The following is a 22,374-nucleotide window of genomic DNA, read 5'->3' as shown; positions in this document are numbered from 1 at the left end:
TATACCCTAAAGGAGATGGGAAATCGTAAATGCTCATGTGCGACGACTAGCCCACCTGACGTTGCAAAGGAAGTACAGCCGCAGCAAACTCGCGTAGCGAAGCAGGCTTTCCTTGCAACGATTTGGTGGATAGGGGGTTGGAACTGCCCCCTTCTACCGCGAAATCACTCTCTTTCAACTCTCCTCGAACAACCGTCACATCCTTCGGCGCCTCGATTCCGATCGCAACTCGATTTCCGGAAATCCTCGATACCACCAATGTGATGTTTTCGCCGATGACGATTCGCTCGCCTTCTTTTCTGCTCAAGACTAACATCGTGCCGTCCTCCTTGCTTTCGCTAGCTAAATAAAATTGTCAACCTGACAAAAAACCTACATGTTTCAAACGTTTTCGAAGCGAAATCCGTTCCAGTTGTTCGCAATTTTCTCACGATAATTGGAAAAAGGGCGAGATTTGCTCAAGAACCTCTTAACGCTTGTCGCGTTGACTTCAACTGGGCCCGAAAATTTCTGGCGTGTGTCGCCAAATCTTCAATCGATTACAAAATTTTCGCGAGCTTTTCCTTCGAAATCGCCGGCTGCCGTTGCGACGACTGGTCGCTTGCAACAGTACTACTTTTCGCAGATCGCGTGACACGGTTGGTCCCGCCTTCCCAGAATCTTCCCTCATGACGCAATTTTCTTCCGAAAAGCCCCCCTCGGAGCCCGATTTGGGGTGCGCTGCGGCGATTTGACCCTCCGAAATCGTGTGTTTCCTGTCACAATTTCTCGGGTCATCTGCCAGAGGCATCCGCTGATGATTCGAAACACTCCTCCCTTGAGTTTGTTGATTGCATGGGTATTCCGACCGCGAAGTTCAACCGCAGGGCGCCCGCCTTGGTCCCATCTCATCCTTTCGTCGTGGACGCGGACTGCCGAAGCCAGGTTTGCTGCGCGGACTCGGCCCACGGTTTCGTTCGCCCGTGCGTGGTTTGGATCCCTGTCGTTCGCCAATACGTGGCTCGGATCCGTTCTCGATGTGCGGTCGATTCGAGCTTGATGTGGAAAGCATCCTTGCTGGGAATCTTCCTCCTGGTCGGTTTCGCGGGATGTTCGGAGCCTCGGTTTGTTCCGAATGAACTTGCTGCCGCAGGCTATTTGCAAAGCGTGCATCCCGGAGATGTCGAACCGTTGGCCTCCGAAGCCTCCGCCCAAGTCCTCACGCTGTTCGGGACTCCTGATGCACCGAAGTGGCCGAGTGAACTGGCTCCCATCGTCGACATGGAAGAGGTAGCCCGAAGCGCAGGACCTGTCGGACGGGCGTACGACAAAGTGGAGCGTGGGCTTTATCGCAAACACTGCGTGCAGTGTCACGGGATTTCGGGGGATGGGCTCGGGCCCGCGGCCAGCCTCCTGGCTCCCTATCCTCGCGATTTCCGCCGTGGGACATACAAATTCAAATCGACTCCGATCGGTTCCAAACCGACCAAGGCGGATTTGGTACACGTTTTGGAGCGAGGCATTCCCGGTACCTCAATGCCCTCGTTTGCTCCGCTTCGGAACCGCGAGGAGTTCGCTACCGACATAGAAGCTTTGGTGGAGTACGTGATCTACCTGTCCGTGCGAGGCGAAGTCGAGCGACGATTGCTTCGCATCGCAGCGAATGATGAATCCGAAGTGTCCGAGGAGACGGCTTTGGCTGAAGCCCAAAAGGTTGTCTCGGCATGGAAAGAAGCCCCCGAATCTATTCCCGCCCCAATCGATGTACCCGAGCTTTCCGCCGCGGAGCTCACGGCTTCCATCGATCGAGGTAGCGAGCTCTTCCGTAGCGAAAAGACCGCTTGCTATCGATGCCATGGAAACGACGGCAAAGGGGATGGGATATCCCAGGACTACGACGAATGGACGAAAGACTGGACCATCCGCGCGGGCATCGATCCGGCCAATAAAACAGAGTGGAAATTGATGAAGCCTTTCGGCGCTCTCAAGCCGGTTGTCAATCGCTCCAGAAACCTGCACCTGGGGGCCCTGAGAGGGGGCGATCGCATCGAAGACCTTGCAAGGCGTATTCAGCTGGGGATCGACGGGACGCCGATGCCAGCGGCTACGGTCGCAGAAGATTCGCCGAATGTTTTGAACGTCGACGAGTTCCGGGACTTGGTCCGATTTGTTTTCGCCATTTCGCACAACGATGCGAATACGAGCAGCGAGGATTCCGAACCAGCCGAAGTGAAAGAGGTGCAACATGGAAAGTAGGCCCGCCCACCTGGCACCTTCGCGAAGCCAAGCTGTTTATCGCTGGTCCTTTTTCATCGCAGCACTGACCTTCCCCTTGATCTGGCTCGGTGGGTTGGTCACGACGCATGATGCGGGCATGGCGGTTCCCGATTGGCCAGGCACATTTGGATACAACTTGTTTTTGTACCCTTGGACAACATGGCTTTTTGGCCCGTTCGATTTGCTTGTGGAACATGGCCATAGGCTTCTGGCTGCGCTGGTCGGCTTTCTAGCAATTGTCCTCGTCTTCGTTTCTCGAAAAGTCGAGCAGCGACCGTGGGCGCACCGATTGAGCTGGTTGTTTCTCCTCGCGGTGATTTCCCAGGGGCTTTTGGGCGGGGTGCGCGTTTTGCTCGACCAACGCATCGTCGCCCTGATCCATGGATGTGTGGGGCCCTTGGTCTTTGCGCTGGCCTGCTTGATTGTGATGGTGAACGCGAAAGATTGGAGCGATGCGACCTTGGCTGGGAAAAAGGAGCCACCGGATTTCGCTCCGATCGGTTCGGGGCTGCGATGGGGCGCTCGGATTCTATTTCCTCTCACGATTGGGCAGCTCATTCTCGGGGCGCACCTCCGGCATGCCCTTCCAACTTGGAAACCCGCTCTGTTTGTTTCCTTTGTTCACACCCATTTGCTCTTTGCCACGCTGATCACGTTTTTAATTCTCGTGGCATTGGTGGCAGTCTACCTGCCTCGATATCGGAAACAGCGAGCATTGAGGACGCCAGTTCGATGGTTGAGTTTTTTGCTTATTCTCCAAGTGGCACTCGGATTGGGGACATGGGTTACCAATTACGCCTTACCCTGGCCGGAATGGAATGCTTTTTTTGCGAATTACACCATTGCAGGGCGGGGTTTTTGGGAAACGATGATCATTAACGGGCACCAGGCGACCGGTTCGCTGTTGATCGTTTGCTCGCTTTGGTTACTATGTCGCGTCGAGCGTCGGGCCGCAACGAGTCGTTTCGAGGTGGTTCCGAGCCGATCTTCCTATCCATCCATTCTGGCTGTTGAACGCCGGGGGGCGGAATTGAGTTCCTGATGAGTAGCGTCGCCACTCCAACTCGCCAAGATTCTCCATTGACCCCGGTTGCGGTGGCCAACGAACTCCCCATTGCTTGGTGGAAGGATTACGCGGCCCTGACCAAGCCCAAGATCTTGGTCATGATCTTGCTCACGGTCGTTGTTGCAATGTTTGCCGCGCAGCAGATGTACGGTCTGTACGTTTCATGGTGGACATGGATTCACACGCTGATCGCGACGTCCATGATCGCTGGCAGTGCGAGCACTCTCAATCAGTGGTACGAGCAGGAACGCGACCGACGGATGAAGCGAACGCAGCGGAGACCGCTCCCTAGTGGACGACTATCGAGTTTTGAAGCCGCTGCATTCGGTTGGTTTTTAGCCATTGCTGGCTGTCTCTATTTGGGGATCGCGGTGAATTGGGCTGCGATGGGGTGCGGTCTGGCCACTTGGTTTGTGTATTGCTGGGTTTACACGCCTCTCAAAACAGTTACTTGGTGGAACACCGCGGTTGGGACCTTTCCGGGAGCGCTGCCTGTCATGATCGGCTGGACCGCCGTGGGGGGGAGTTTGACGGATTGGAATGGCTGGGCTTTGACCTGGATCGTGATTCTCTGGCAATTCCCGCACTTCATGGCGATCGCATGGTTGTATCGCGAACAGTATGCGGGAGCCGGCTTTCGAATGCTGACTAAAGAAGAGCCCACGGGAATTGCAGCGGGTTGGCATGCGGTATTGGGAGCCCTCGCCCTGGTTCCGCTTTCGATAGCCGTTTTGCAACCTGATTCGATTTTGACTTGGATCGTTGCCTCGCTCGGTGTTGTCTCGTGTTTATGGCAAGCCATTGCATCGATTCGATTCCTTCAAGCCCGGAACGATATCACAGCTCGGCGTCTTTTGAGGGCATCTCTTCTCTACCTACCAGCCATCTTGATGTTGGTAGTAGCTCGATGGATTGTGAATTAATTCCTTCGTGCGTTGAACCTTGCGAGATGTTTTAGAATCTCCAACTCTCGCCGCAATCACTTAGTCCCGACCCGCGCACTCGAGCCCCAGACCCAGGAATGATCCAGCACTTACGACGCGATACGGCGGAGGTGATCGCAACCGCTTGGCCTCTGATGCTTTCAACGGGTTTGTTCTCGATTACCCTGTTTGTCGATCGCATGCTCCTCTTTCGATACAGCGAAGGGTCGGCTGCGGCGGCGATGGCGGCGGGGACTCTCTTCTGGGCATTAACATGCTTTCCGTCGGGGTTGTGTGGCTACACGAGCGCGTTCGTTTCGCAATATCTTGCGGCGAAGCGACCTGATCGAGCGTTGTCCGTGGTATGGCAAGGGATCTTGCTGGCTCTCGCTGTCGGGCCCGTTTTGATCGGCTTTGGTTTTTTCGCAAAGAGTTTCTTCCTGGTCTCAGGTCACCCCGAGGAGCTGGCATCCCAAGAGGCCGCCTATTTCGTTTGGCTCGTTCCGGGAGCCTGGGGGACAGTCGTCGCTTCGGCCTTGGTCGGACTTTTCGCTGGGAGCGGAAGGACGCGAGTTCTGATTTTGTCTGACTTGGGTGCGACCGTCATCAACGTCGTTTTCGATTTCTTATTGATCTTTGGCTTGTGGGGATTTCCCGAATTGGGCGCTGCGGGTGCCGCTATCGCGAGCAGCATGTCATTACTATTCAAGCTTTTCGTCATAGCCATGTTCGCGCTACCCGATCTTCGCGCCGGGTTCGTACGAACCCGATCCACCGAGACGGGCAAACTGGTCTGCGATCTCTCGCATGTCCCTCCTGGCATGCGAAGCCCCGCGCTCCGTTGGGAGTTGCCATTGATGATGCGATTGGTTCACTACGGTTGGCCTGCGGGGGTATCGGTGCTCGCGGAAGCATGGAGCTTTACCATCATCATGATGATTGTCGGCGGATTGGGGGAGCACCCCGCAGCAGCGACGACCCTCGCGCTCGGTGTGAACCTGCTCGCGTTCATACCCTTGGTGGGACTCGGTATTGCGGTTGGGGTTTTGGTTGGGAAGTACCTAGTTCACGAGCGGAGGGACATCGCTCGTAGGATGGTCTTCAGTGGTCTGGTCATCGGGCTGGCGTACAGTTCTATTTTTGTCGTCCTCTATGGAGGCTTCCCCGATGCGGCGATGACCGTTTACTCGCTGGATATCGATCCCGCCCGATTCGATGCGATGAGACCCACACTGCGCCCCCTTCTGTACTTCATCGCGGGTTATTGTGTGTTCGATGCATTCCAGACTGTCTACGTAGGAGCGCTCAAGGGTGCGGGCGATACTTTTTTTGTACTCTTTGGACATATTCTCGCGGGTGGAACGACCGTGCTCGGTGGGCTAGCTGTGAGCTACCTCACGGGCTGGAATGGTCTGTACTACTGGTGGAGCGTCATCACGTTCTGGGTGATCTTGTTGGCCTGCATCTTCACTGCACGCTATCTGCATGGCGGCTGGCAAGACAAGAGGGTTATCGAGCCCGCGGTCATCGATGAAGCTCTCGAAGATGAAGAAGCTATACAAGACATAATTGTCGTACCTTTACCTTCGCGAGATTGAGAGACACTCGCCCACGCGACGAGCACGAAATCGAACCACGCTAGGGAGGGCGAAGGAAGAGAAGCTGCAATAGGTGGACTGCTCATGCGTCCAGAGATCGCATGGATCTTCCCAAAGGATTCATCCAACCTTTACTGGAGCCAAGGTTGCAACTGGGAACGGCTGCGACGATGATAAACACGAATCGAGTCACCGGCCCGGTCACTTCCCTCCACCCAGCCCCACCCAGGAATTCTATGCGTCGAATGATATACGGAACCGCATCCCGATGGACGCGTTCTCATACAATCGCTCTTGTCCTCGCCTTCACGCTTGTCCTCTTTCCCTCGCCACTCAAGGCGCAGAACAAAGAGCTGGACCGACATGTGATTCTCGTTTCTCTCGATGGTCTCGCGGCCTATTTGCTCGACGACCCCAACGCTTCGCTTCCAACGCTGCGAAAGCTTGCGAAGGAAGGGGCTGTTGTTCAAGGTGGGATGAAGGTTTCGAACCCCTCTGTCACTTGGCCGAATCACACGACCTTGATCACCGGCGTTCGCCCGGACAAACATGGCGTCCTCGCCAATGGCGTTTTGGTACGAAGCGGACCAGGGGTTCCGGTTCGAATCGATCCCGCTCGCGACCACGCGGATCTCGTCCGAGCCAAATCCATCATCGATACGATGCGCGAAATGGGACTCCGCACCGCGGAAGTCAATTGGCCGTGTACTCGAAACTGTTCGTCCTTCGACGATAGTATCCCAGATGTGCCTGATGCCCTTCGATACACCACTCCCCGATTGCTGAACGAACTCACCGGTTTAGGGGTGCTTACCAAGAAAGAAGACAAGCACGTGTTTGCTGTACCAAGCTCGGTCGGTAAAGACTGGGCTTGGACCGAAACGGCTTGCCATTTGATCAAAACGCGAAAGCCCCATTTGCTCTTGGTTCACTTGCTCAATGTGGATAGCACCCACCACGCTTTTGGGTCTCAAACCCCTGCTGGCTACACTGCGAATTCTTATATCGATCTCTGCTTAGCGAAAATCATCGACGCGACGCGCGAGGCAGGAATTCTTTCCAACACCACCTTCATCGTTGTGTCGGATCACGGGTTCATGACGACCCCCAACGCCATCAAACCCAACATCGTGCTTCGCGATGCTGGCTTGCTTCACACCGAAGGGAAACGTATCGTCGATGCTCGAGTGCATGTGGTCCCCGAGGGTGGGATCGGACTCGTCTATTGCACGAATCCTTTGGAAGCCAAAGAACTGCGTGGCTCGATCGAAAAGGCATTTGAAAGGAAAGAAGGTGTCGACCGTATCCTGTTTCCCGAGCAATTCGCTGAATTTGGATTGCCACTGCCCCGCGAGGTCGAGCAAGCACCCGACGCCGTGATCGCAGCGAAGGAAGGATACTCGGTATCGGCGTCCGTGGAAGGCTCTGAGTTTGTGGAGCCTAATACCAAAGTCGGTACGTCACTCGGATCTCACGGTTTTCTTTCCACGCATCCGCGGATGAACGCTACCTGTGTTCTCTGGGGACGCGACATCAAAGCCGGCGAAGTGGTATCGGGAATCGAAAACACCTCGATCGCTCCAACTATCGCACAATTGCTCGGACTGCCCCCTGCGGAATGGGACGGAAAAGCGATTCAAGCAGCTTTGAAGTAGATGAAAAAAGAGGGGAGAGCAAATCTCCCCTCTTCCCATGGCTGAACAAGCACTGGCTCGGAGGGACTGGGAGCCAGTCCTCCTCTGGTTACGATCGTGTCTGCAACGATCGCATGTGGTCATCGACTTGGCTTTGCAAATCGGCAGCGCGGGAAACAAGCTTTGGATAGTCGGTTGCGATCGTCTCCAGCATGGCTTTGAATCGGCTCGCCAGGATTGCCTTGCGATCCCGCGACTCATTCTCCGATTGCATTGCGAACTGGTAGTCGCGGTGCGCTGTATTCAACTGCTTGATGACCTCGAGCCGAGTTTGATCGAACGAGCTGTAAGTTTGGATCTCCGATCCCAACTCGGCAACTTGAAAGGCCATGGTTAGCAGTTTTGCAGCATCCCCTGAAACGGGATTCATGGAAAACGAAGAGTTCTGCCACACCGATGTCAATTCGTCAGCATCCTCTTCAACGTCCTCCTCGTCGAAATCTTCGAAGTAATCTTCCCCGTCTCCGTCCAGGTCATCCTCGCCGTCCAGGTCGTCCTCGTCGTCCTCGTCGTCCAGGTCATCCTCGTCGTCCATGCCGAGGATCTCTCCTCCCATACATCCACCGTTGTGCTCCCACTCTTCGAGCGTGCTGCTCAGGGAGAATGCGAAGTCATCTTCGAGTTCCAGATGATGGCCGTCGAAGAATAGGAAACTGGGACCGAATTTGCCGGACGCGATGGCATCGCAAATCGGACAATCGCAGGACTCCCCATGTTGATCTTCGGCCGCTATCAATGGCATGCGTTCGCGCTCGATTTGGATGATTTCGGCCGGAGTAAGCCCGTCCTCTTGCGCGGTGTTTACCCAGGTTAGCAGCACCTCTTTCATCGTTTCCTTGAGACGTTGCTCCAGGTCGGCGGCCGATTGGTATTGTGGATTTTGGATCAACCAAAACCATCCCGATGCAAGCAGCGTGCGGCACGCTTCGAAATAGAGGATGACTTCATGCGATCCCATCGGTGCCGTTTCGTAACCGGAGAATTCCCGTGGGAGGGGAATAGGACGGAGTCCGTGTTCCATGCGGTACCGCTGGTTGGTCGACAGATCGGAAATCCAATTTTTGGCAATGTGCAAGTCTTCGCGAGGCGTTCGGTCATCGAACGCGGGGCAAGGTGTCATGAGCCACTTTCGATGGATTTCCACCGTCAGTTCTGGCTTGCCCACACGCATCCCTTTTTTGGTTGTCTTCGTCCACTCGATTCCTTCGCGGACCAACCTCGCCATTTCAGAAGCGAAGAAGCGGATGCACTCGTCGCCCCAAAGTCCCGTACGATGGGGTAGGACCCGAGTGGGAGGCTCTGTTCGGCAGTCAAGGATTTGGTTCGGTGCAACATCTCGTTGCAGGACCCACCAGGGCGCGACGTTCAAATAGATCGACTCTTGTGGGACATTCTTTCCGCCTTCTCCGTTTCGGTATAAGTAAGGGGAACTCGGTCCGCTAACGACTTTGCATTTCTGCAAATCGACCGCGATCCAATGGGTGCGATCGCGAAGGGATTGGATAACCTCTTCAAGAGAAAGAGTGGTCCACGGCAGATCATTGATCTGAGATACCGCATCCTCGCTGGTGCGACAATGCGGCCAAATCACTTCGCAGTCTTCCCAGTTTTTCGCATCCGCTTCCGCGCAGGCGATCAAGGCGAAGAGGTTGGCTTCCGAACAAGTGGGAATCCATTTCGCGGTCTTCTCATCAAGAATTACGACGAAAGCATTCCTGTCCAGCGATCGAACGTCGTCGCTGGAGCGAGCAAAAGATGTATCGGGCATGACATAAAACCATTGGGCGAAAGAAGCTCTCGCGATAGGCTCGCCGACGGCGAGCATCGAAACGCACGCGAGAGAAACCTCACGTATTGTGGAGGATCGATTCTTATTTTGCAAACAATGGGAAAAAAAAGAGCCCACGGGTTTTCCGTGGGCTCGTGTTGATTATCCGCATCGAGCGAGGAAGTTGTTCGCTCCCGTCTCGATTGCGCCTTCGAGGATTGCTTACTTGGCTGCCAATCGATCCGAGTTGGAGTCGTCGAATTGGAAGGTGAGTTCGACTTGGTCACCGCCGATCAATCGAATGACTCGCTCTTTGGTCTCTCCTTGGTAGGTGACTTCGATGCGATAATCATCCCATGCTTCCCCTTCGCGAAGGTGCTTGGTTCGGTAGATTCGTGACGAACCTTCGGTCTTGGTCTCGTTTTCAGCGAGAACCACTTTGGCGCCAGTCGGAACATTCAACGTGAGAACGGTTTCGACAGTTTGCTTGGCTTCGTCCAAGTCGAAGGTGACTTCGTCGGCCGATCCTGCGGACAGGACCAGTGTCTTGGTTTTGCGAACTTCGTTCCCTGCCTCGTCGGTGAACAACGCCTTCAATTCGAATCGGTAGGATTCTTCAGGACGGAGATCTCGACTCACGAAATGACGCGAGCTACCGGTCGAGGTCGTTTCATTGCCGTTCACCAAAAGCTTGGCATTCTCAGGCATATTGACGACCAAGTGGATTTCGTCGATGCGAGCGGAGCGAATGATCGACGCTAATTTGTTGGACGAGTAAGTTCCGAGGGATGCGGCGGGCTTCGCACCTTCTCCATCTGGCTTCGCAGAGGATCCTGGAGCGCCGGGCAATCCGGGGGTCGCAGGAGCTGGTTGAGCAGGTGGTACGACCGTCGACGGAGCGCTCTCGATCACTGTCCCTTCGTAGGTCGGGGAGACTTCGTAGGTCCCGTATTGCACGGAGCCTGAGCTTCCATAGGACGATACGCGTCCACCAGAAGAACCACCAGAGGATCCGCCCGACGAGCCATGTCCATAGTGATAGATCGGGGAATAGGAACCACCCGAGGATCCGCCACCCGAAGAGCCGTAGCTGGCTGCGTAAGGAATCCCGCCGGAACTGCCACCCGAACTGCCCCCCGAACTGCCATAGTAGGCGGCTCGACGCGCTTGCTTGGCAGCGAAGTGGTCGTGGATGTGATTGTGAAGGCGTCGAAGTGGACCGACGTGCTGAGCCGTTCCACCGGACGATCCACCTCCATACGCGTAATAGCCGCTGGAGCCATATCCTGCCGAATAGGTACCGCTGGAGCCATAACCACCGCTTGAACCATACCCGCCGCTCGAGCCATAAGACCAGCCGGCATATCCGCCGGATGATCCTCCGCTGCTACCGCCGCTGGAGCCGAATCCGGCCTGCAGCGCCGGGGCGAAGGCCGCAACAACTGCAAGCACCGCCGAGGCTGATAACCAACGAACCAAACTATTTCTCATGACGCTCCTCCAAGTTCCTTTCAAACAGTGCGAACTCCCGCAACCGATCGTCTCTGAGAATACCCCGATCGATTGGTAGTTCAAGAAGTCTAGGTAGATTTTCACGACTGGGTGGAATAGGAAAACCCCTTCTCCAGCTCGGAAAATAATAGATCCAACGTTTTTTGCTCCCTATCTGGCCCCGCTTGGATCAACGCCTCCACAGCGTCGAGCATGGCTTCTGAGGTGGCCGGCCGGCGGACGAAGGTGTCAGGAAACCACGCACAGCCCTCTTCTGAGTCTTGTTCTGCTTGGCTTCCCAATTTCCAGTCCGCCGCGATGGGATCCCCCATACCCCCTGCCATGGGATGAGCGGAGCTCAAGCCGTTCGCGGCCCAGTTCCCGCCCACTACCATGTGGGATTCGGAAAACACCCCGGATTCGGACGGCCATTCCGCGACCTCTTGCGCGACGAACGGCGATGAGAACTGCGGGGCCGTAACCGGCGTCCCTGCAACAAATGTTTCGATTTGGTCAAAGCTTCGCGCGACACTAGCGCGATTATTTCCTTCCATCCCGACGAAGTCCGCACCGCTGGTTAGCCGGCCTCCTGCTGGGGCATAAACGATCGCGCGATCGACACCCCCAGCCATCGAGAATCCTTCGACCGATTCGAATCCCCTCGCAAAAGTCGAGAAGCCATTTCCAACAATGGAAGTCACTTCACCGCTCGTGCTGAACAAGTCGTTGCCCACCGAATCGTACAGGAGCGCCCGATCAACTCCTCCTTGATTGGAGTAAGCGAATATGCGTTCAAACCCCGACAGATAGTTGAAATACCCCGTACCACTCATGCTTGTGAATTGCGGACGGGCGCTGAGAGTGTCGTTGCCAACTGAATCGTAAACAAAGGCTTGGTCATCGCCACCTTGAAGAGCATGGACGAAAATACGATCGACCTGTTCGACGGAGAATTTGTAACCAACCCCCGTCAACTCCGCTCGATTGGGGTTCACGACCAATCGGTCGTCTGTCGCTGCATCGTAAAGGTAAGCGCGATCCGGCCCCCCTCCTCCCGCATACTCAATGGTTTCGATCTGGTGAATGGCTAGGTGCAGCCGTTCGTTCGTCAAGGTCGCAGATCCCGGGTGCAACTCCACCTTGTCTGCCAACGAACTGCCTACAATGCGGATGGAATCATTGTTCTGCATTCCGTCGACGACCACCGTGCGGACTTGATCGTTACTCCAGCGGTACGACACGCCATCGACAGTCGCTTGGATGCCGTTGCTCAGATCCAATGCGATCGCATTGGCACTCTCGTTCCCGCGAATCGTCAGCGCATCCCCTTGCACGCTCGCAAACCATGGAAGCGAGGGGGTGGCGTTCGCGGGAGAGAAATCCCAGTGGAACGAGTAGCGGCCGATCGAAGCTCCGTCAGATATTCGAATGCCGATGCTCTCTCCAGCGACGACGGAGAAACTGGCTGTACCTGCGTCGATCGGCAACGAAGTCTCTTGGCCGTTGCGAAGCAAGGTGATAGATGGATCGCTTAAGTGCTCGGTATCGAACTGAAACTGCAATGTGCCCGACTGACTGCTTTGAAGCCGATACACATCGACATCGGAAAGTGTATTGATCCAGCCATCGGTGGTCCATCGGTTTTGCACCGATTGGGCGCTGGCGGACTCCCACTGATTTCCAACTTCGTCGCGAGGTAGGATCGATTCGATGGCTGCATCGAGATCGAGAGCTTTGTAAATCTGATTGGTAACCGAATCGAAAACGTTCGACGCCGTATTGCGGAGCGTGTCATAAATCGATTGAGGAGTGATGGAATCGATTCCTACCAAGTCCATCGCTTCGCGCAGTAATACGCTCGCGCCCGCAACATAGGGAGCAGCCATGCTCGTTCCGCTTGCCTTGGCCCAGTCGTTGGCGACACCATCTTTTCCGTAGAAGTAATCGGGCACCGAGCTCTCGATGCCACGCCCCGGTGCGGCGATCACGCGGCTGTCGCGCTGACTGAAATCGCTGATTTGCTGATTGGCATCCAAACTCGCTACGGGCAATACGTATGGGCTTGCCGCTGGATACGCGAGCCCCGGAGATTTGTATTGTTGGAAGGAGTTTCCTGCCGAAACCACGACGACGATGCCATCGCGTTGCAGTTGTGCCAACTCCTCTTCCAGGCTTGCCCATGCCGGAATGGTGCTCGAGTTCCAACTCGCCCCGAGTGACAAGTTGACGGTGGTGATCGGATTCTCGAATGCGTTTCGATTTTCGTGCACCCAGCGGAGAGCGGATTCAGTCCAAGCCATCTCCCCTTTACCGAAGTCGTTGAATACCCGCAGCGCAACCAAGTCGACTCCTGGAGCGACACCTTGGTGCACCCCATAGTTGGCTCCGACGATCCCCGCCACGTGTGTTCCGTGGAATCCACCAGGTGCGTCATCATAGGGATTCGAATCATTCTCGGCGAAATCCCAGCCGCCGACGACACGGGCTCCACCTCCGAATCCGCGTCCGAGTGCGTAATGGTCGTATGCGATACCGCTATCAATAATGGCTACCGTCTGCCCATTCCCTTGCAGTCCATATTGGGAAGCGACTTGCGTCCAACCTGTCTGCTCATGCGCCCGAGCTAAAAACGGCTCTACGTCAGGTGCATTTGCTGCCAAGGCTGGGCCAGGAAGCGTCTTGGGTGCGGTCGCGTGGTACTCGGGATCCGGTAGTGGGTCGGAGGACCAATCCCCTGGCATCCAGGGCATGGCAGAGAGGGCAAGGCGTTGTTCGCATCGATCGATCTCCAGCTTGAAAGCGCGAAATCCCACCGGCGAGGCGGCGGAATCACCCGGTTGAGCTGGACGAGGAATCGTTCGCTTGGAAAGCAATCGCTGGAACAAGAACATTATGAGGCTTGGATGAGGTAAAACGGCTATCTCAGCGAAAACCTAGGTTGGAAGAATCGAGGCTGGCAGAATTCTCTCCACAATCTTTCCCAGCTTTGGAACTCGATTGCTGTCATAACGCGACCCTCTGACAAAATCAGCAAGTTGGAGAAGATGTGCCTGCGCAAGAGAACCGGTTCAACAGGGATAACCATCTCAACCGATACTCCACGTGTGGCCAATCAGTGGCCGCCGCCGTCTCAAGACGGGAATCGGACTGCACGGATGCAACTTGATTTCCAAGGTTCTGTAGGCTGGCGATTGCCGAGAGGGGGGAAGGAGAGGGCAAGGATGCGTCTCCCAACTCCCTAACCGGTCTCTCTTTTTCAAGGTCTCGAATCAGAGGAAATCATGGCTCGCCTCAGTTGGCTCCAACGTCTCTATTGGCGTTATCTCTCCAAGCCGGCGAGTGAGAGGGACCTCTTCCTGCACGTGCTGGAAACACCGATTGCCTCCATCCTGGAAATCGGAATTGGATCGGGGGAACGAGCCAAACGCCTGTTGCCCCTGTGCACGAAAGCGGAGGGCGTTGCGCAAATTCGATACGCGGGCGTGGATCCTTTTGAATCGGCACCTGCGGGTCAGCCCCACCTGCATCTCAAGCAAGCGCATCGGATGTTGGCGGAATTGGGCGTCAAGGCGCATCTCATCCCTGGCGACCCTCAATTCGCGATCTCCCGTGTCGCGAACACGGTCCTCCCAAGCGATCTTGTCATCATCGATGGATCGTTCGGATGCGATAGCGAAACCGGCAAAGCGATTGCGACTTGGCTACCCCGCCTTTGCCATTCCAACTCCACCATCTTCGCCTGCGACCAACAAGGTGGCACCTTGGTGATGCAGCCATTGCCTGAACAAGTCGTGGATGCATCGAGCCTTCGCAAAGCGGCTTGACGAAGAATGCCGAGATATCGGCAAGAGCCCTGTGAAGCGATTCGGCAATAAGAGCGCGAACGGACGGTACAACGTTGCAATGTGGTAGGATTCCGTCCGCATCCTCAGGGACTTACCTTATCGAATGCGGCGTTACCCATGGCGATTCTTGTACGAAATGTTTTTGCTGTCCTCGCTGGCATCGTGCTGGGTAGCGTTGTCAACATGGGCATCGTCACCATCGGTCCGCTGTTGATTCCCCTTCCGGAGGGGGTCGATCTGTCGAATATGGAGACCTTCGCCGAGAATCTCCAGCGCCTTAAAACGGCTAACTTCATCGCGCCTTGGTTGGCCCACGCGATGGGAACCTTCGCCGGTGCTTATCTTGCTTCCAAACTGGCTGCCTCGCACAAACTGGCTCTCGCGATATTCATCGGAACATTCTTTTTGCTCGGTGGTATTACGATGGTGCTGATGGTAGGCGGCCCAGTGTGGTTCATCGTCGTCGACCTGCTAGGAGCGTACCTGCCGATGGCCTATGTAGGTGGTGTGCTAGGGCAACCAAAGAAGCTGCAATAGAACCCATATGGATCGTTTATCCTGCTAGCCATAAACAGTTCAACGGTCAGCCGTAGCCGAACACATCCCAGCGAAGGGGCGATGATAAAATTGGCTCACCGATGGCTTGGACATTCGGGGTGGCTGCGACACTCTGGGGGGATCCGTGTTGCCCTCGAGCGCCATCCATGCGGCTCCTAGCAACACAGTTAGATCTACTCGCTTTCGATCCGTGGGTGCCAGACATGGCGGAACCAAGAAGGGAGTCGGAATGTGTGAGGGTTGGTGGGGAGGGAAGGAATCGAGGGTCGGCTTTCTTCAATCTGCATGCGAAGCTGTCCATAGCAATGATTGAACTCTCGGATAAAGACCTCGCTCGCATCCGGAATGCAAATGGACCCTACGACCTTGTTTCCTTGTCGGATAACGCCTGAAAGTGGCTCGCGTTCGCTACCGGATGACATGAGAGGATTCCGTCCTTGGATGGGTTGATTCGCTGAACTGACGAAAGGCATCGCACAACTGTTGGAGGGAATCTGCTCCGATGCGCGCTGTCCGAGTTTGCCCTTCGCAGAGGTCACCTCGAAACCCTAAGTAGGAGGCACCCAGCCCCCAAAGCGCCGATAGCTGACTCTTTCGCAATGAGCCCGCCATTGCCATCTGCAGCCCCATGGCATGGGAGTGAGCCGCCATATGCTTGAGGGTATCAACACGAACGATATCCAACAATGAGTCGCCCCGCTTTTCCCAAGTATCGACCAGGATGTATTCGCACTCCAACGCTTTGCTTACCTGGAGAATGTCATCCCAAGTGGGGGCATTCGCTTTCTCTGCATCGGCGTAGTGGACCAAGATCCACTGCGAAGGCTTAGAGACGGACTGCACCAAATGGGCAACTCGGTCCTGCCATCCGCTGTGCGCATCGCAGCCAGCCAACGCGATTTTCCAATAAACGTCCCCGCCATAAGGCCTGCAGTAATCCTGCAGAACCTCGTCGGTCGAGTCCATCAACTCCCCGAGCGCGATGCTGAAGGAGGGGCGAACGGGTGCATCGGCCATTCGCCGAAGAAACTCCTGGTAAATCGACCAGGCCACGTCTGGGTCGGGCCGGCCTAACGAGCCGCGGCTCGGCTCTTTGAGATCGATCCAAGGAAGATCCTGTTCCATCGCGATCTGGAGTTCGGCGAGACTCCGAATGCTGACCAACGGCTGTGGAATGGGAACGGTTTTATCACCAGCTACCGTTCGTGTTGTTGTTCGCATTTCCGATTCCGAGTAAAACTACAGACGCCTGGACCGAGCTTCGATCATCCGCAGCCTGGGGCAAATCATCCGTCGGCATCCATCTGTGAACGCAATTTATTAGGGGCTCGGTTGAACGCGCGATTTCAGTATATCACAAACCAAGATTCTCTTCATCAGCTTTGCCGTCAGATCGATGAGGACAAAGTCGTCGCATTCGATACCGAGTTCGTCGCAGAGGATTCCTATCGCCCCGAACTCTGTTTACTTCAAGTTGCAGTGCCGGACGGCATCTATGTGATCGACCCCTATACTCTCGATAGCTTGGACCCGTTCTGGAATCAGCTGACTTCATCCGAAACGCAAGTCGTTGTTCATGCGGGTCGTGAGGAAACGCTCTTCTGCTATCGGGCCACGCAAAAACTGATTCCCAATCTATTCGATATTCAACTGGCTGCCGCCTTCTTAGGGCACGAGTATCCTGCCTCCTATGCGAACTTGGTGCATCGCTACACAGGAGTCAATCTGGACAAGGAAGAAACGAGATCGGACTGGCGGAAGCGACCTCTCTCCAATCAACAGCTTCAGTACGCAGCTCAAGACGTCAAAGATTTGCTTCGACTCCATCGATCGATGGAAAAGGAACTGGGCAAGCTCGATCGGGTCCATTGGGTCCGTGAAGAAACGAGCCGTTGGCAAGAAGATTTGGAGCAATTCGAATCGAGCGAGAATTGGTTTCGGATCAGCGGCATCCAAGCCTTGAGCGGCAATAGCTTGTCCATCGTGCGGGCTCTCTGGATGTGGCGCGAGCAACGAGCCAAAGAACGCGACCTACCCGCCCGGAAGGTTCTCCGTGATGATCTGCTCATCGAACTGGCGCGACGAGGCAACGGGGACGAACGCCGTATGGCCAGCCTTCGGGGCATGGAGCATCGCCACGTCAAACAATTGATTCCCGAACTGGCCAAGGTGATTGCGGATGCCTTGGACCACCCTATTCCGAGCTGGCCGCGCAAGGCGCGTTACGGTAAGGGGCAACCACCCGCCATGCTCACTCAATTTCTTTCTGCGGCGCTGGCTTATATCTGCCGCACGAAACGCATTTCTCCTTCGGTCGTTGCGACCGCCGATGATCTGCGTGACTTCGTTAAATATCGCCTAGATGGGTCCGACCCTGACATTCCTCCACCCAGCCTCGTCACGGGTTGGCGAGCCGAGATCATTGGCCGAGAGCTGGATGATCTACTCAGCGGGCGACTGGCGATGGTGCTCGATAATCCCGATAGCGACATGCCGATCCGATTCCATCGAATCGCCCCCTAGCGGGTCACGATATCATCGGCCGGCCAATCGGTCGTGCCGTGCCGAATTTCGGTAATGGGGAGGGTGCTCCATTCGGGATCTTGAGAGAGCGATTCCCGGAGCAGGCGAAGATGCGAGGCGGCCGCAGCATCGGTTTGAGGAGCTGCTTCCGAAAGCACAATTCTTTCAAACCGAATTCCGATCGATCTCGCCGCGACCAGACAGCAAACAACTTGATGCACCAAGCCTAGTTTCCATCCCGCCACTAAGATGGCGGAAGTTTCGAAGGTCCGAATCAAATCCGCATTGGTGTATCGGCGCGAGACAGGAGAAAAAAGTCCACCTGCTCCTTCTATCAATAGAAATTCGCATCGGTCTGCTTGAGCGCGCCAACCGGTGAGGATCTGTTCTTCATCGATTGTTTTCCCCTCCATCGCAGCAGCGACGGCGGGAGCGAATGGAGGGGCAAAACGTTGGGGGGAAACGGAGTCAAAGTCCCCTTGGCAGGCCGTCGCATTCCATAGCCTCGCGCCGTCGGAGCCAGAGGCTTCTGCGAACCCGCTCGCAACCGGTTTGTACGCGCGGGCTCTTACTCCCGCTTTTGTCAAATGCTCGAGCAACAGGCAACCGACGTAGGTCTTCCCCACGTCGGTATCGGTGCCTGTTACAAAAACGCTCCTCGCTACCAAATTCGAACCCGCTTTTCTGGAGCGATATACATGGGAGAACCGACGGGAATCGAAAAGGCCTCGTAGAACGCATCCAAGTTCGAGACGATCCCGTTGCATCGATACTGGCTTGGAGAGTGAGGGTCGTTAGCCAATCGCTTTTTCAACTCCGGCTCGCGGTACTTACGACGCCAGACTTGGGCCCAACCTGCGAAGAACCGTTGCTCTCCGGTCAGGCCATCAATCACGGGGGATTTTTTCCCTTCGAGCGAAAGCTGGTAAGCGGTAAAGGCGACGCTGAGACCTCCTAAATCTCCGATGTTCTCGCCCAGCGTGAACTTGCCATTGAGATTCATCCCCGGCAAGGGCTCGTAGGCATTGTATTGCGCAACGAGTTGTTGCGACCGCTTTTCAAATTCCGCTTCATCGTTCTGTGTCCACCAATTGCGAAGGTTTCCCTTTCCATCGAATTTGGCTCCTGAGTCGTCGAATCCATGGCTGATTTCGTGACCGATCACCGCTCCGATAGCGCCGTAGTTGACCGCGTCGTCTGCGTCGAGATTGAAGAAAGGAGGTTGCAAGATCGCAGCAGGGAAAACGATTTCATTCATCGTTGGGTTGTAGTAAGCATTGACCGTTTGAGGTCCCATGTACCACTCGTCCCGATTGACAGGTTTACCAAGTTTCGCCAATGCGTAATTGTGTTCGAACTCGGCGATCTGGGAAACGTTGGCGACGACGTTGGAAGGGGTGATCTCGACGGACGAATAGTCCTTCCACTTGCGAGGGAAACCCACCTTCGGAGTGAACATCGAAAGCTTTTGCAACGCTTCTTTCTTCGTTCCCTCTCCCATCCATTCAAGATTCTTGATCCGAATCTCAAACGCCTTGAGCAAATTCTGGATCAAATGATCCATCTTTTGTTGGGCTTCCTGCGTGTAGTACTTCTCTACATAGAGCTGCCCGACGGGCATGGCCAGCAGTCCGTTGCAAGCATTGACGGCGCGTCGCTCTAAAGGCTCCTGCTCCTCGACGCCACTCAACGTCGTGTCAAAAAATGCGAAGTGTTTCTTCTCCAATTCCTCGGTCAGGATGGGTGCGAAAGTGTTGAGCGTTTGGAAGGCAAACATCGCCTTCAAGGTTTCCAGATCTGCTTTCTCCACCAGACCGCTCAAGGCCTGAAAGAAACTGGGTTGGCCGACGATCAAATCGGTGTCGGACGGCAATCCCGTGGCGGTCGCGTATGCATTCCAGTCGATCGCTGGCATCGACTTGGCAAAGTCAGCCATCGGCATCTTGTTGTACTGCTTAATGGGATCGCGCAGTTGTTCTTTATCCCATTGCGACTTGGCCAACTCCACTTCCAGATCGACGATTTTGTTCGCGACGTCGGAAGCGTTGGGCCATTTCAACTCTGCCAGCATGGTGGCAACGTATTTGCGGTACTCGCCGAGAAACTTGCTGAACTTCTCGTCGAGGTAATAATCGCGATCGGGGAGTCCCGTTCCACCTTGATTGACGTAGATGGCGTATTGGTCCGATCGTCGCGCGTCGGAATCGATGTAAACGCCAAAAAGATTCGAAATTCCAAGCTTGCTTAACTTTCCAGATAGGCTCAGTAGACCCTTCTTGTCCGCTACTTTTTGGATCTCCGCCAACATCGGTTCGATCGGCTTAATTCCCGACACATTCCGTGTCGCGAGGTCGGTGTAGGATTTGTAAAGGCCGCCGACTTGCCGGGCAATCGAGGTGGAGTTGGGGGCTTGGCTCGCCTCTTCGATCAATTTACGGATCGCATCCTTCGTTTCCAAATCCAATGCGGTGAACGCCCCATAATTGGATTGGTCATCAGGGATCGGTGTGTTCTTGAGCCAGATATCGTTGATGTGACGAAAGAAATCTTCGCTGGGAGGAATCTCTTTGCTGATGTTCTCGATATCGATACCCGACTGCTGCGCCCAAAGCGATCCAGAGGGTGTGGCCCATAGCGTTCCCAGCGAGAGAACGGTAGCCAACGCCAATCGAAGGAGCTGTTTCTTCATGGAGACGACCTTCCCTAGTTACATCATGTTGTTGAAATGTTAGAACCTCGCGTATTCTATCGCTGGTTGGCATCGCTGCGAGCCACCATCGACTCGAAAGTCACGAGAAGGATTGCCCATGCGTATTGTACTGATGGGAACAGGGCCATTTGCCGTTCCCAGTTTCGAAGCGCTCCGTCAAAGCGAATTGGAGATTGCGGCTGTGATCTGCCGCCCAGAGGTCCAGGCTCTCTCCGCGAAGAAGGCGCCCCCTCCCAGTCCGGTTCGTCTTTGGGCCCAGTCGCACGAGCTGTCGGTTCACACGCCGACCTCGATCAATGACCCGATGACGATCGACTGGCTCCGATCCCTTCGGGCGGATGTCTATGTGGTTTGCGATTACGGGCAAATCCTAACTTCAGACGCTTTGAGCACCGCGAGACTGGGTGGTATCAATCTGCACGGTTCGCTCCTGCCTCGGCACCGCGGAGCAGCCCCCGTGCAATGGACCATCCTCAGTGGCGATTCCATCGCCGGGGTGACGGTCATCCATATGACCCCCGGACTCGATGCCGGTCCCATCCTCGCAGCGACCCAAACTGACTTGCTCGCCGAAGAGAACGCCCAAGAGCTGGAGAACCGATTGAGTCAAATCGGAGTGGAGGCAACGCTTCAGGCTCTCACAACGCTGCGCAACTGGGATCCTGCAACGCCTTCCCCCGGGGTTCACCAGGATCGGACGCTTGCAACCAAGGCACCGAGGCTTGCTAAAGGAGACGCAGAACTCGACCCTCGCTTCCCCTGCCGTTTGCTCGATCGGCAAGTGAGAGGGTTGCAACCTTGGCCAGGCTGCTTCGCCAATGTGGAATGCTCCAATGGCTCCACCCTCCGCCTGTTGATTCAGCGAGCCAAACCTATTCCCCTCGACGTCCCCCTGTCGAACCTACCTGTCGGGGCTGTGTTGGTAGGGGCTTCGCTCCAACGCCTGCAAACCGATGCGCCTACTTTGTCCGAAGTGAAGTTGGCGGTTGTCGTCGGCGACGGCTTACTGGCGTTGGAGCAGGTCCAGCCCGCTGGCAAGAAAAGCATGGCTGCAGCTGAATTTGCCCGCGGTTATGCCAAACAAGATGGAATGCGCATCGCCTATGTCGGAACGGCGACGAAGCTGCTGGAACGCATGGCTCAAATGGAGATCATCGGATGACCAACCTGAACGAAGTTTTAGATTTCCTGGACTGCATCGCCCCGCTTCGTACGGCCGAGGATTGGGATAATGTCGGATTGCTTCTGGGCGACCCGAAGGACAAGGTCGGCAAGGTAATGACCTGTTTAACGATCACCGATTCGGTGTTGCAGGAGGCAGTTGGAATGGGAATCGATCTCTTGGTCACTCACCATCCTCTTCCATTTAAGCCGCTACAACGCATCACCAGCTCGACCACTACCGGTCGATTGCTCTTGGACGCAGCTCGAAATCGTATTGCGATCTATTCTCCCCATACGGCATGGGATAATGCGGACGAAGGTATTAACGCCCAGCTTGCCAATATGGTGGAGCTGACACAGGTGCAGCCGATGGTTCGTCGAATGGTCGCTGGGACCCCGATAGGATCGGGCAGGAAAGGTGCTTTCACCGAGCCCGCTTCGATGGAGGAAATTCGCGAACGCCTGTCGCGGCACCTACCGGAAATGCAATGGAGATGCACCCACGAATCGAATCATTCCATTCGCTCGATGGGGATCATGTGCGGTGGCGGAGGGAGTCTGATCGCTGCGGCGAAAAGCGAGGGCTGCGAGGCATTGCTAACGGGAGAAGCAACCTACCACCAATGCTTGGAGGCAGAAGCGAGCGGGATCGCTCTTTTGCTGATCGGGCACTTCGCCAGTGAAGCCTTTGCAATGAAAAAGCTCGCGACGATGATCGCCGCGAGCTTTCCGGATCTTTTGGTTCAAGCGTCCGCGATGGAACGCTCCACATTTTAGC

Annotated in this window: 18 protein-coding genes; 10 read left to right on the top strand and 8 right to left on the bottom strand. The window is 55.4% G+C overall.

Annotation, left to right across the window (positions count from 1 at the left end; translation table 11 throughout):
• Positions 1-46 precede the first annotated feature (46 nt).
• Positions 47-316, bottom strand: coding sequence for a carbon storage regulator (locus VN12_RS11550; RefSeq protein WP_146676981.1), 270 nt, complete (start codon positions 314-316; stop codon positions 47-49).
• A 518-nt stretch (positions 317-834) separates the two neighbouring features.
• On the opposite strand from VN12_RS11550, the gene VN12_RS11545 reads away from it, so the two are divergent.
• The 5 genes from VN12_RS11545 (at position 835) to VN12_RS11525 (ending at position 7,498) form a co-directional block, all read left to right on the top strand.
• Positions 835-2,235: a c-type cytochrome gene (locus VN12_RS11545; RefSeq protein WP_146676980.1), complete on the top strand. Its 1,401-nt coding sequence runs from the start codon at positions 835-837 to the stop codon at positions 2,233-2,235.
• Positions 2,225-3,298, top strand: coding sequence for a COX15/CtaA family protein (locus VN12_RS11540; RefSeq protein WP_146676979.1), 1,074 nt, complete (start codon positions 2,225-2,227; stop codon positions 3,296-3,298). The genes VN12_RS11545 and VN12_RS11540 overlap by 11 nt, the downstream gene beginning before the upstream one ends.
• Entirely contained in the window at positions 3,298-4,245 is a 948-nt protein-coding gene (cyoE, locus tag VN12_RS11535) for a heme o synthase (RefSeq protein WP_146676978.1), read from the top strand. The genes VN12_RS11540 and cyoE overlap by 1 nt, the downstream gene beginning before the upstream one ends.
• 98 nt (positions 4,246-4,343) lie before the next feature.
• A complete protein-coding gene (locus tag VN12_RS11530; protein ID WP_146676977.1) occupies positions 4,344-5,843 on the top strand; it encodes an MATE family efflux transporter in 1,500 nt (499 codons plus the stop codon).
• A gap of 236 nt (positions 5,844-6,079) precedes the next feature.
• Entirely contained in the window at positions 6,080-7,498 is a 1,419-nt protein-coding gene (locus VN12_RS11525) for an alkaline phosphatase family protein (RefSeq protein WP_168164343.1), read from the top strand.
• A gap of 88 nt (positions 7,499-7,586) precedes the next feature.
• On the opposite strand, the gene VN12_RS25810 is transcribed toward VN12_RS11525, so the two are convergent.
• The 3 genes from VN12_RS25810 to VN12_RS11510 form a co-directional block, all read right to left on the bottom strand.
• Positions 7,587-9,305 carry a hypothetical protein gene (locus VN12_RS25810; protein WP_168164342.1) on the bottom strand — a complete coding sequence of 573 codons (1,719 nt, stop codon included), beginning with the start codon at positions 9,303-9,305 and terminating at the stop codon, positions 7,587-7,589.
• Positions 9,306-9,527: 222 nt separating this feature from the next.
• Positions 9,528-10,796: a TIGR03000 domain-containing protein gene (locus VN12_RS11515; RefSeq protein WP_146676974.1), complete on the bottom strand. Its 1,269-nt coding sequence runs from the start codon at positions 10,794-10,796 to the stop codon at positions 9,528-9,530.
• A 101-nt stretch (positions 10,797-10,897) separates the two neighbouring features.
• Positions 10,898-13,687 carry a S8 family peptidase gene (locus VN12_RS11510; RefSeq protein ID WP_146676973.1) on the bottom strand — a complete coding sequence of 930 codons (2,790 nt, stop codon included), beginning with the start codon at positions 13,685-13,687 and terminating at the stop codon, positions 10,898-10,900.
• 390 nt (positions 13,688-14,077) lie between these two features.
• Between VN12_RS11510 and VN12_RS11505 the strand changes: the two genes are divergently transcribed.
• Together VN12_RS11505 and VN12_RS11500 are read left to right on the top strand one after the other, a co-directional pair.
• Positions 14,078-14,620, top strand: a complete 543-nt coding sequence (locus VN12_RS11505) for a hypothetical protein (protein ID WP_146676972.1) — start codon at positions 14,078-14,080, stop codon at positions 14,618-14,620.
• 138 nt (positions 14,621-14,758) lie between these two features.
• Positions 14,759-15,178 carry a hypothetical protein gene (locus VN12_RS11500; RefSeq protein ID WP_146676971.1) on the top strand — a complete coding sequence of 140 codons (420 nt, stop codon included), beginning with the start codon at positions 14,759-14,761 and terminating at the stop codon, positions 15,176-15,178.
• A gap of 194 nt (positions 15,179-15,372) precedes the next feature.
• Here VN12_RS11500 and VN12_RS11495 read toward each other — a convergent pair whose 3' ends face one another.
• Entirely contained in the window at positions 15,373-15,621 is a 249-nt protein-coding gene (locus VN12_RS11495; RefSeq protein WP_146676970.1) for a hypothetical protein, read from the bottom strand.
• A complete protein-coding gene (locus VN12_RS11490) occupies positions 15,608-16,420 on the bottom strand; it encodes a (5-formylfuran-3-yl)methyl phosphate synthase (RefSeq protein WP_146676969.1) in 813 nt (270 codons plus the stop codon). Before VN12_RS11490 ends, VN12_RS11495 begins: the two co-directional genes overlap by 14 nt.
• A gap of 111 nt (positions 16,421-16,531) precedes the next feature.
• Between VN12_RS11490 and VN12_RS11485 the strand changes: the two genes are divergently transcribed.
• Entirely contained in the window at positions 16,532-17,722 is a 1,191-nt protein-coding gene (locus tag VN12_RS11485; protein WP_146676968.1) for a ribonuclease D, read from the top strand.
• On the opposite strand, the gene bioD is transcribed toward VN12_RS11485, so the two are convergent.
• Entirely contained in the window at positions 17,719-18,390 is a 672-nt protein-coding gene (gene bioD / locus VN12_RS11480) for a dethiobiotin synthase (RefSeq protein WP_168164341.1), read from the bottom strand. The genes VN12_RS11485 and bioD overlap by 4 nt on opposite strands.
• Positions 18,384-20,411, bottom strand: coding sequence for a M13 family metallopeptidase (locus VN12_RS11475; RefSeq protein WP_146676966.1), 2,028 nt, complete (start codon positions 20,409-20,411; stop codon positions 18,384-18,386). The genes bioD and VN12_RS11475 overlap by 7 nt, the downstream gene beginning before the upstream one ends.
• A 118-nt stretch (positions 20,412-20,529) precedes the next feature.
• Between VN12_RS11475 and VN12_RS11470 the strand changes: the two genes are divergently transcribed.
• Entirely contained in the window at positions 20,530-21,594 is a 1,065-nt protein-coding gene (locus VN12_RS11470; RefSeq protein WP_146676965.1) for a methionyl-tRNA formyltransferase, read from the top strand.
• Positions 21,591-22,373, top strand: coding sequence for a Nif3-like dinuclear metal center hexameric protein (locus VN12_RS11465; protein ID WP_146676964.1), 783 nt, complete (start codon positions 21,591-21,593; stop codon positions 22,371-22,373). Before VN12_RS11470 ends, VN12_RS11465 begins: the two co-directional genes overlap by 4 nt.
• Position 22,374: the final 1 nt, after the last annotated feature.

The sequence above is a fragment of the Pirellula sp. SH-Sr6A genome (assembly GCF_001610875.1).
In the GTDB taxonomy this organism is placed as follows: Bacteria; Planctomycetota; Planctomycetia; order Pirellulales; family Pirellulaceae; genus JBKCUI01.
This window is presented reverse-complemented; position numbering and strand designations above follow the sequence as displayed.

Coding starts and splice junctions, on each gene's coding strand:
- VN12_RS11525 (WP_168164343.1), top strand. CDS start 6,080: ATGCGTCGAATGATATACGGAACCGCATCCCGATGGACGCGTTCTCAT.
- VN12_RS11475 (WP_146676966.1), bottom strand. CDS start 20,411: ATGAAGAAACAGCTCCTTCGATTGGCGTTGGCTACCGTTCTCTCGCTG.
- VN12_RS11490 (WP_146676969.1), bottom strand. CDS start 16,420: ATGCGAACAACAACACGAACGGTAGCTGGTGATAAAACCGTTCCCATT.
- VN12_RS11500 (WP_146676971.1), top strand. CDS start 14,759: ATGGCGATTCTTGTACGAAATGTTTTTGCTGTCCTCGCTGGCATCGTG.
- VN12_RS11470 (WP_146676965.1), top strand. CDS start 20,530: ATGCGTATTGTACTGATGGGAACAGGGCCATTTGCCGTTCCCAGTTTC.
- VN12_RS11465 (WP_146676964.1), top strand. CDS start 21,591: ATGACCAACCTGAACGAAGTTTTAGATTTCCTGGACTGCATCGCCCCG.
- VN12_RS11540 (WP_146676979.1), top strand. CDS start 2,225: ATGGAAAGTAGGCCCGCCCACCTGGCACCTTCGCGAAGCCAAGCTGTT.
- VN12_RS11510 (WP_146676973.1), bottom strand. CDS start 13,687: ATGTTCTTGTTCCAGCGATTGCTTTCCAAGCGAACGATTCCTCGTCCA.
- VN12_RS11505 (WP_146676972.1), top strand. CDS start 14,078: ATGGCTCGCCTCAGTTGGCTCCAACGTCTCTATTGGCGTTATCTCTCC.
- VN12_RS11545 (WP_146676980.1), top strand. CDS start 835: ATGGGTATTCCGACCGCGAAGTTCAACCGCAGGGCGCCCGCCTTGGTC.
- VN12_RS11495 (WP_146676970.1), bottom strand. CDS start 15,621: ATGTCATCCGGTAGCGAACGCGAGCCACTTTCAGGCGTTATCCGACAA.
- VN12_RS11515 (WP_146676974.1), bottom strand. CDS start 10,796: ATGAGAAATAGTTTGGTTCGTTGGTTATCAGCCTCGGCGGTGCTTGCA.
- VN12_RS25810 (WP_168164342.1), bottom strand. CDS start 9,305: ATGCCCGATACATCTTTTGCTCGCTCCAGCGACGACGTTCGATCGCTG.
- VN12_RS11550 (WP_146676981.1), bottom strand. CDS start 316: ATGTTAGTCTTGAGCAGAAAAGAAGGCGAGCGAATCGTCATCGGCGAA.
- VN12_RS11530 (WP_146676977.1), top strand. CDS start 4,344: ATGATCCAGCACTTACGACGCGATACGGCGGAGGTGATCGCAACCGCT.
- cyoE (WP_146676978.1), top strand. CDS start 3,298: ATGAGTAGCGTCGCCACTCCAACTCGCCAAGATTCTCCATTGACCCCG.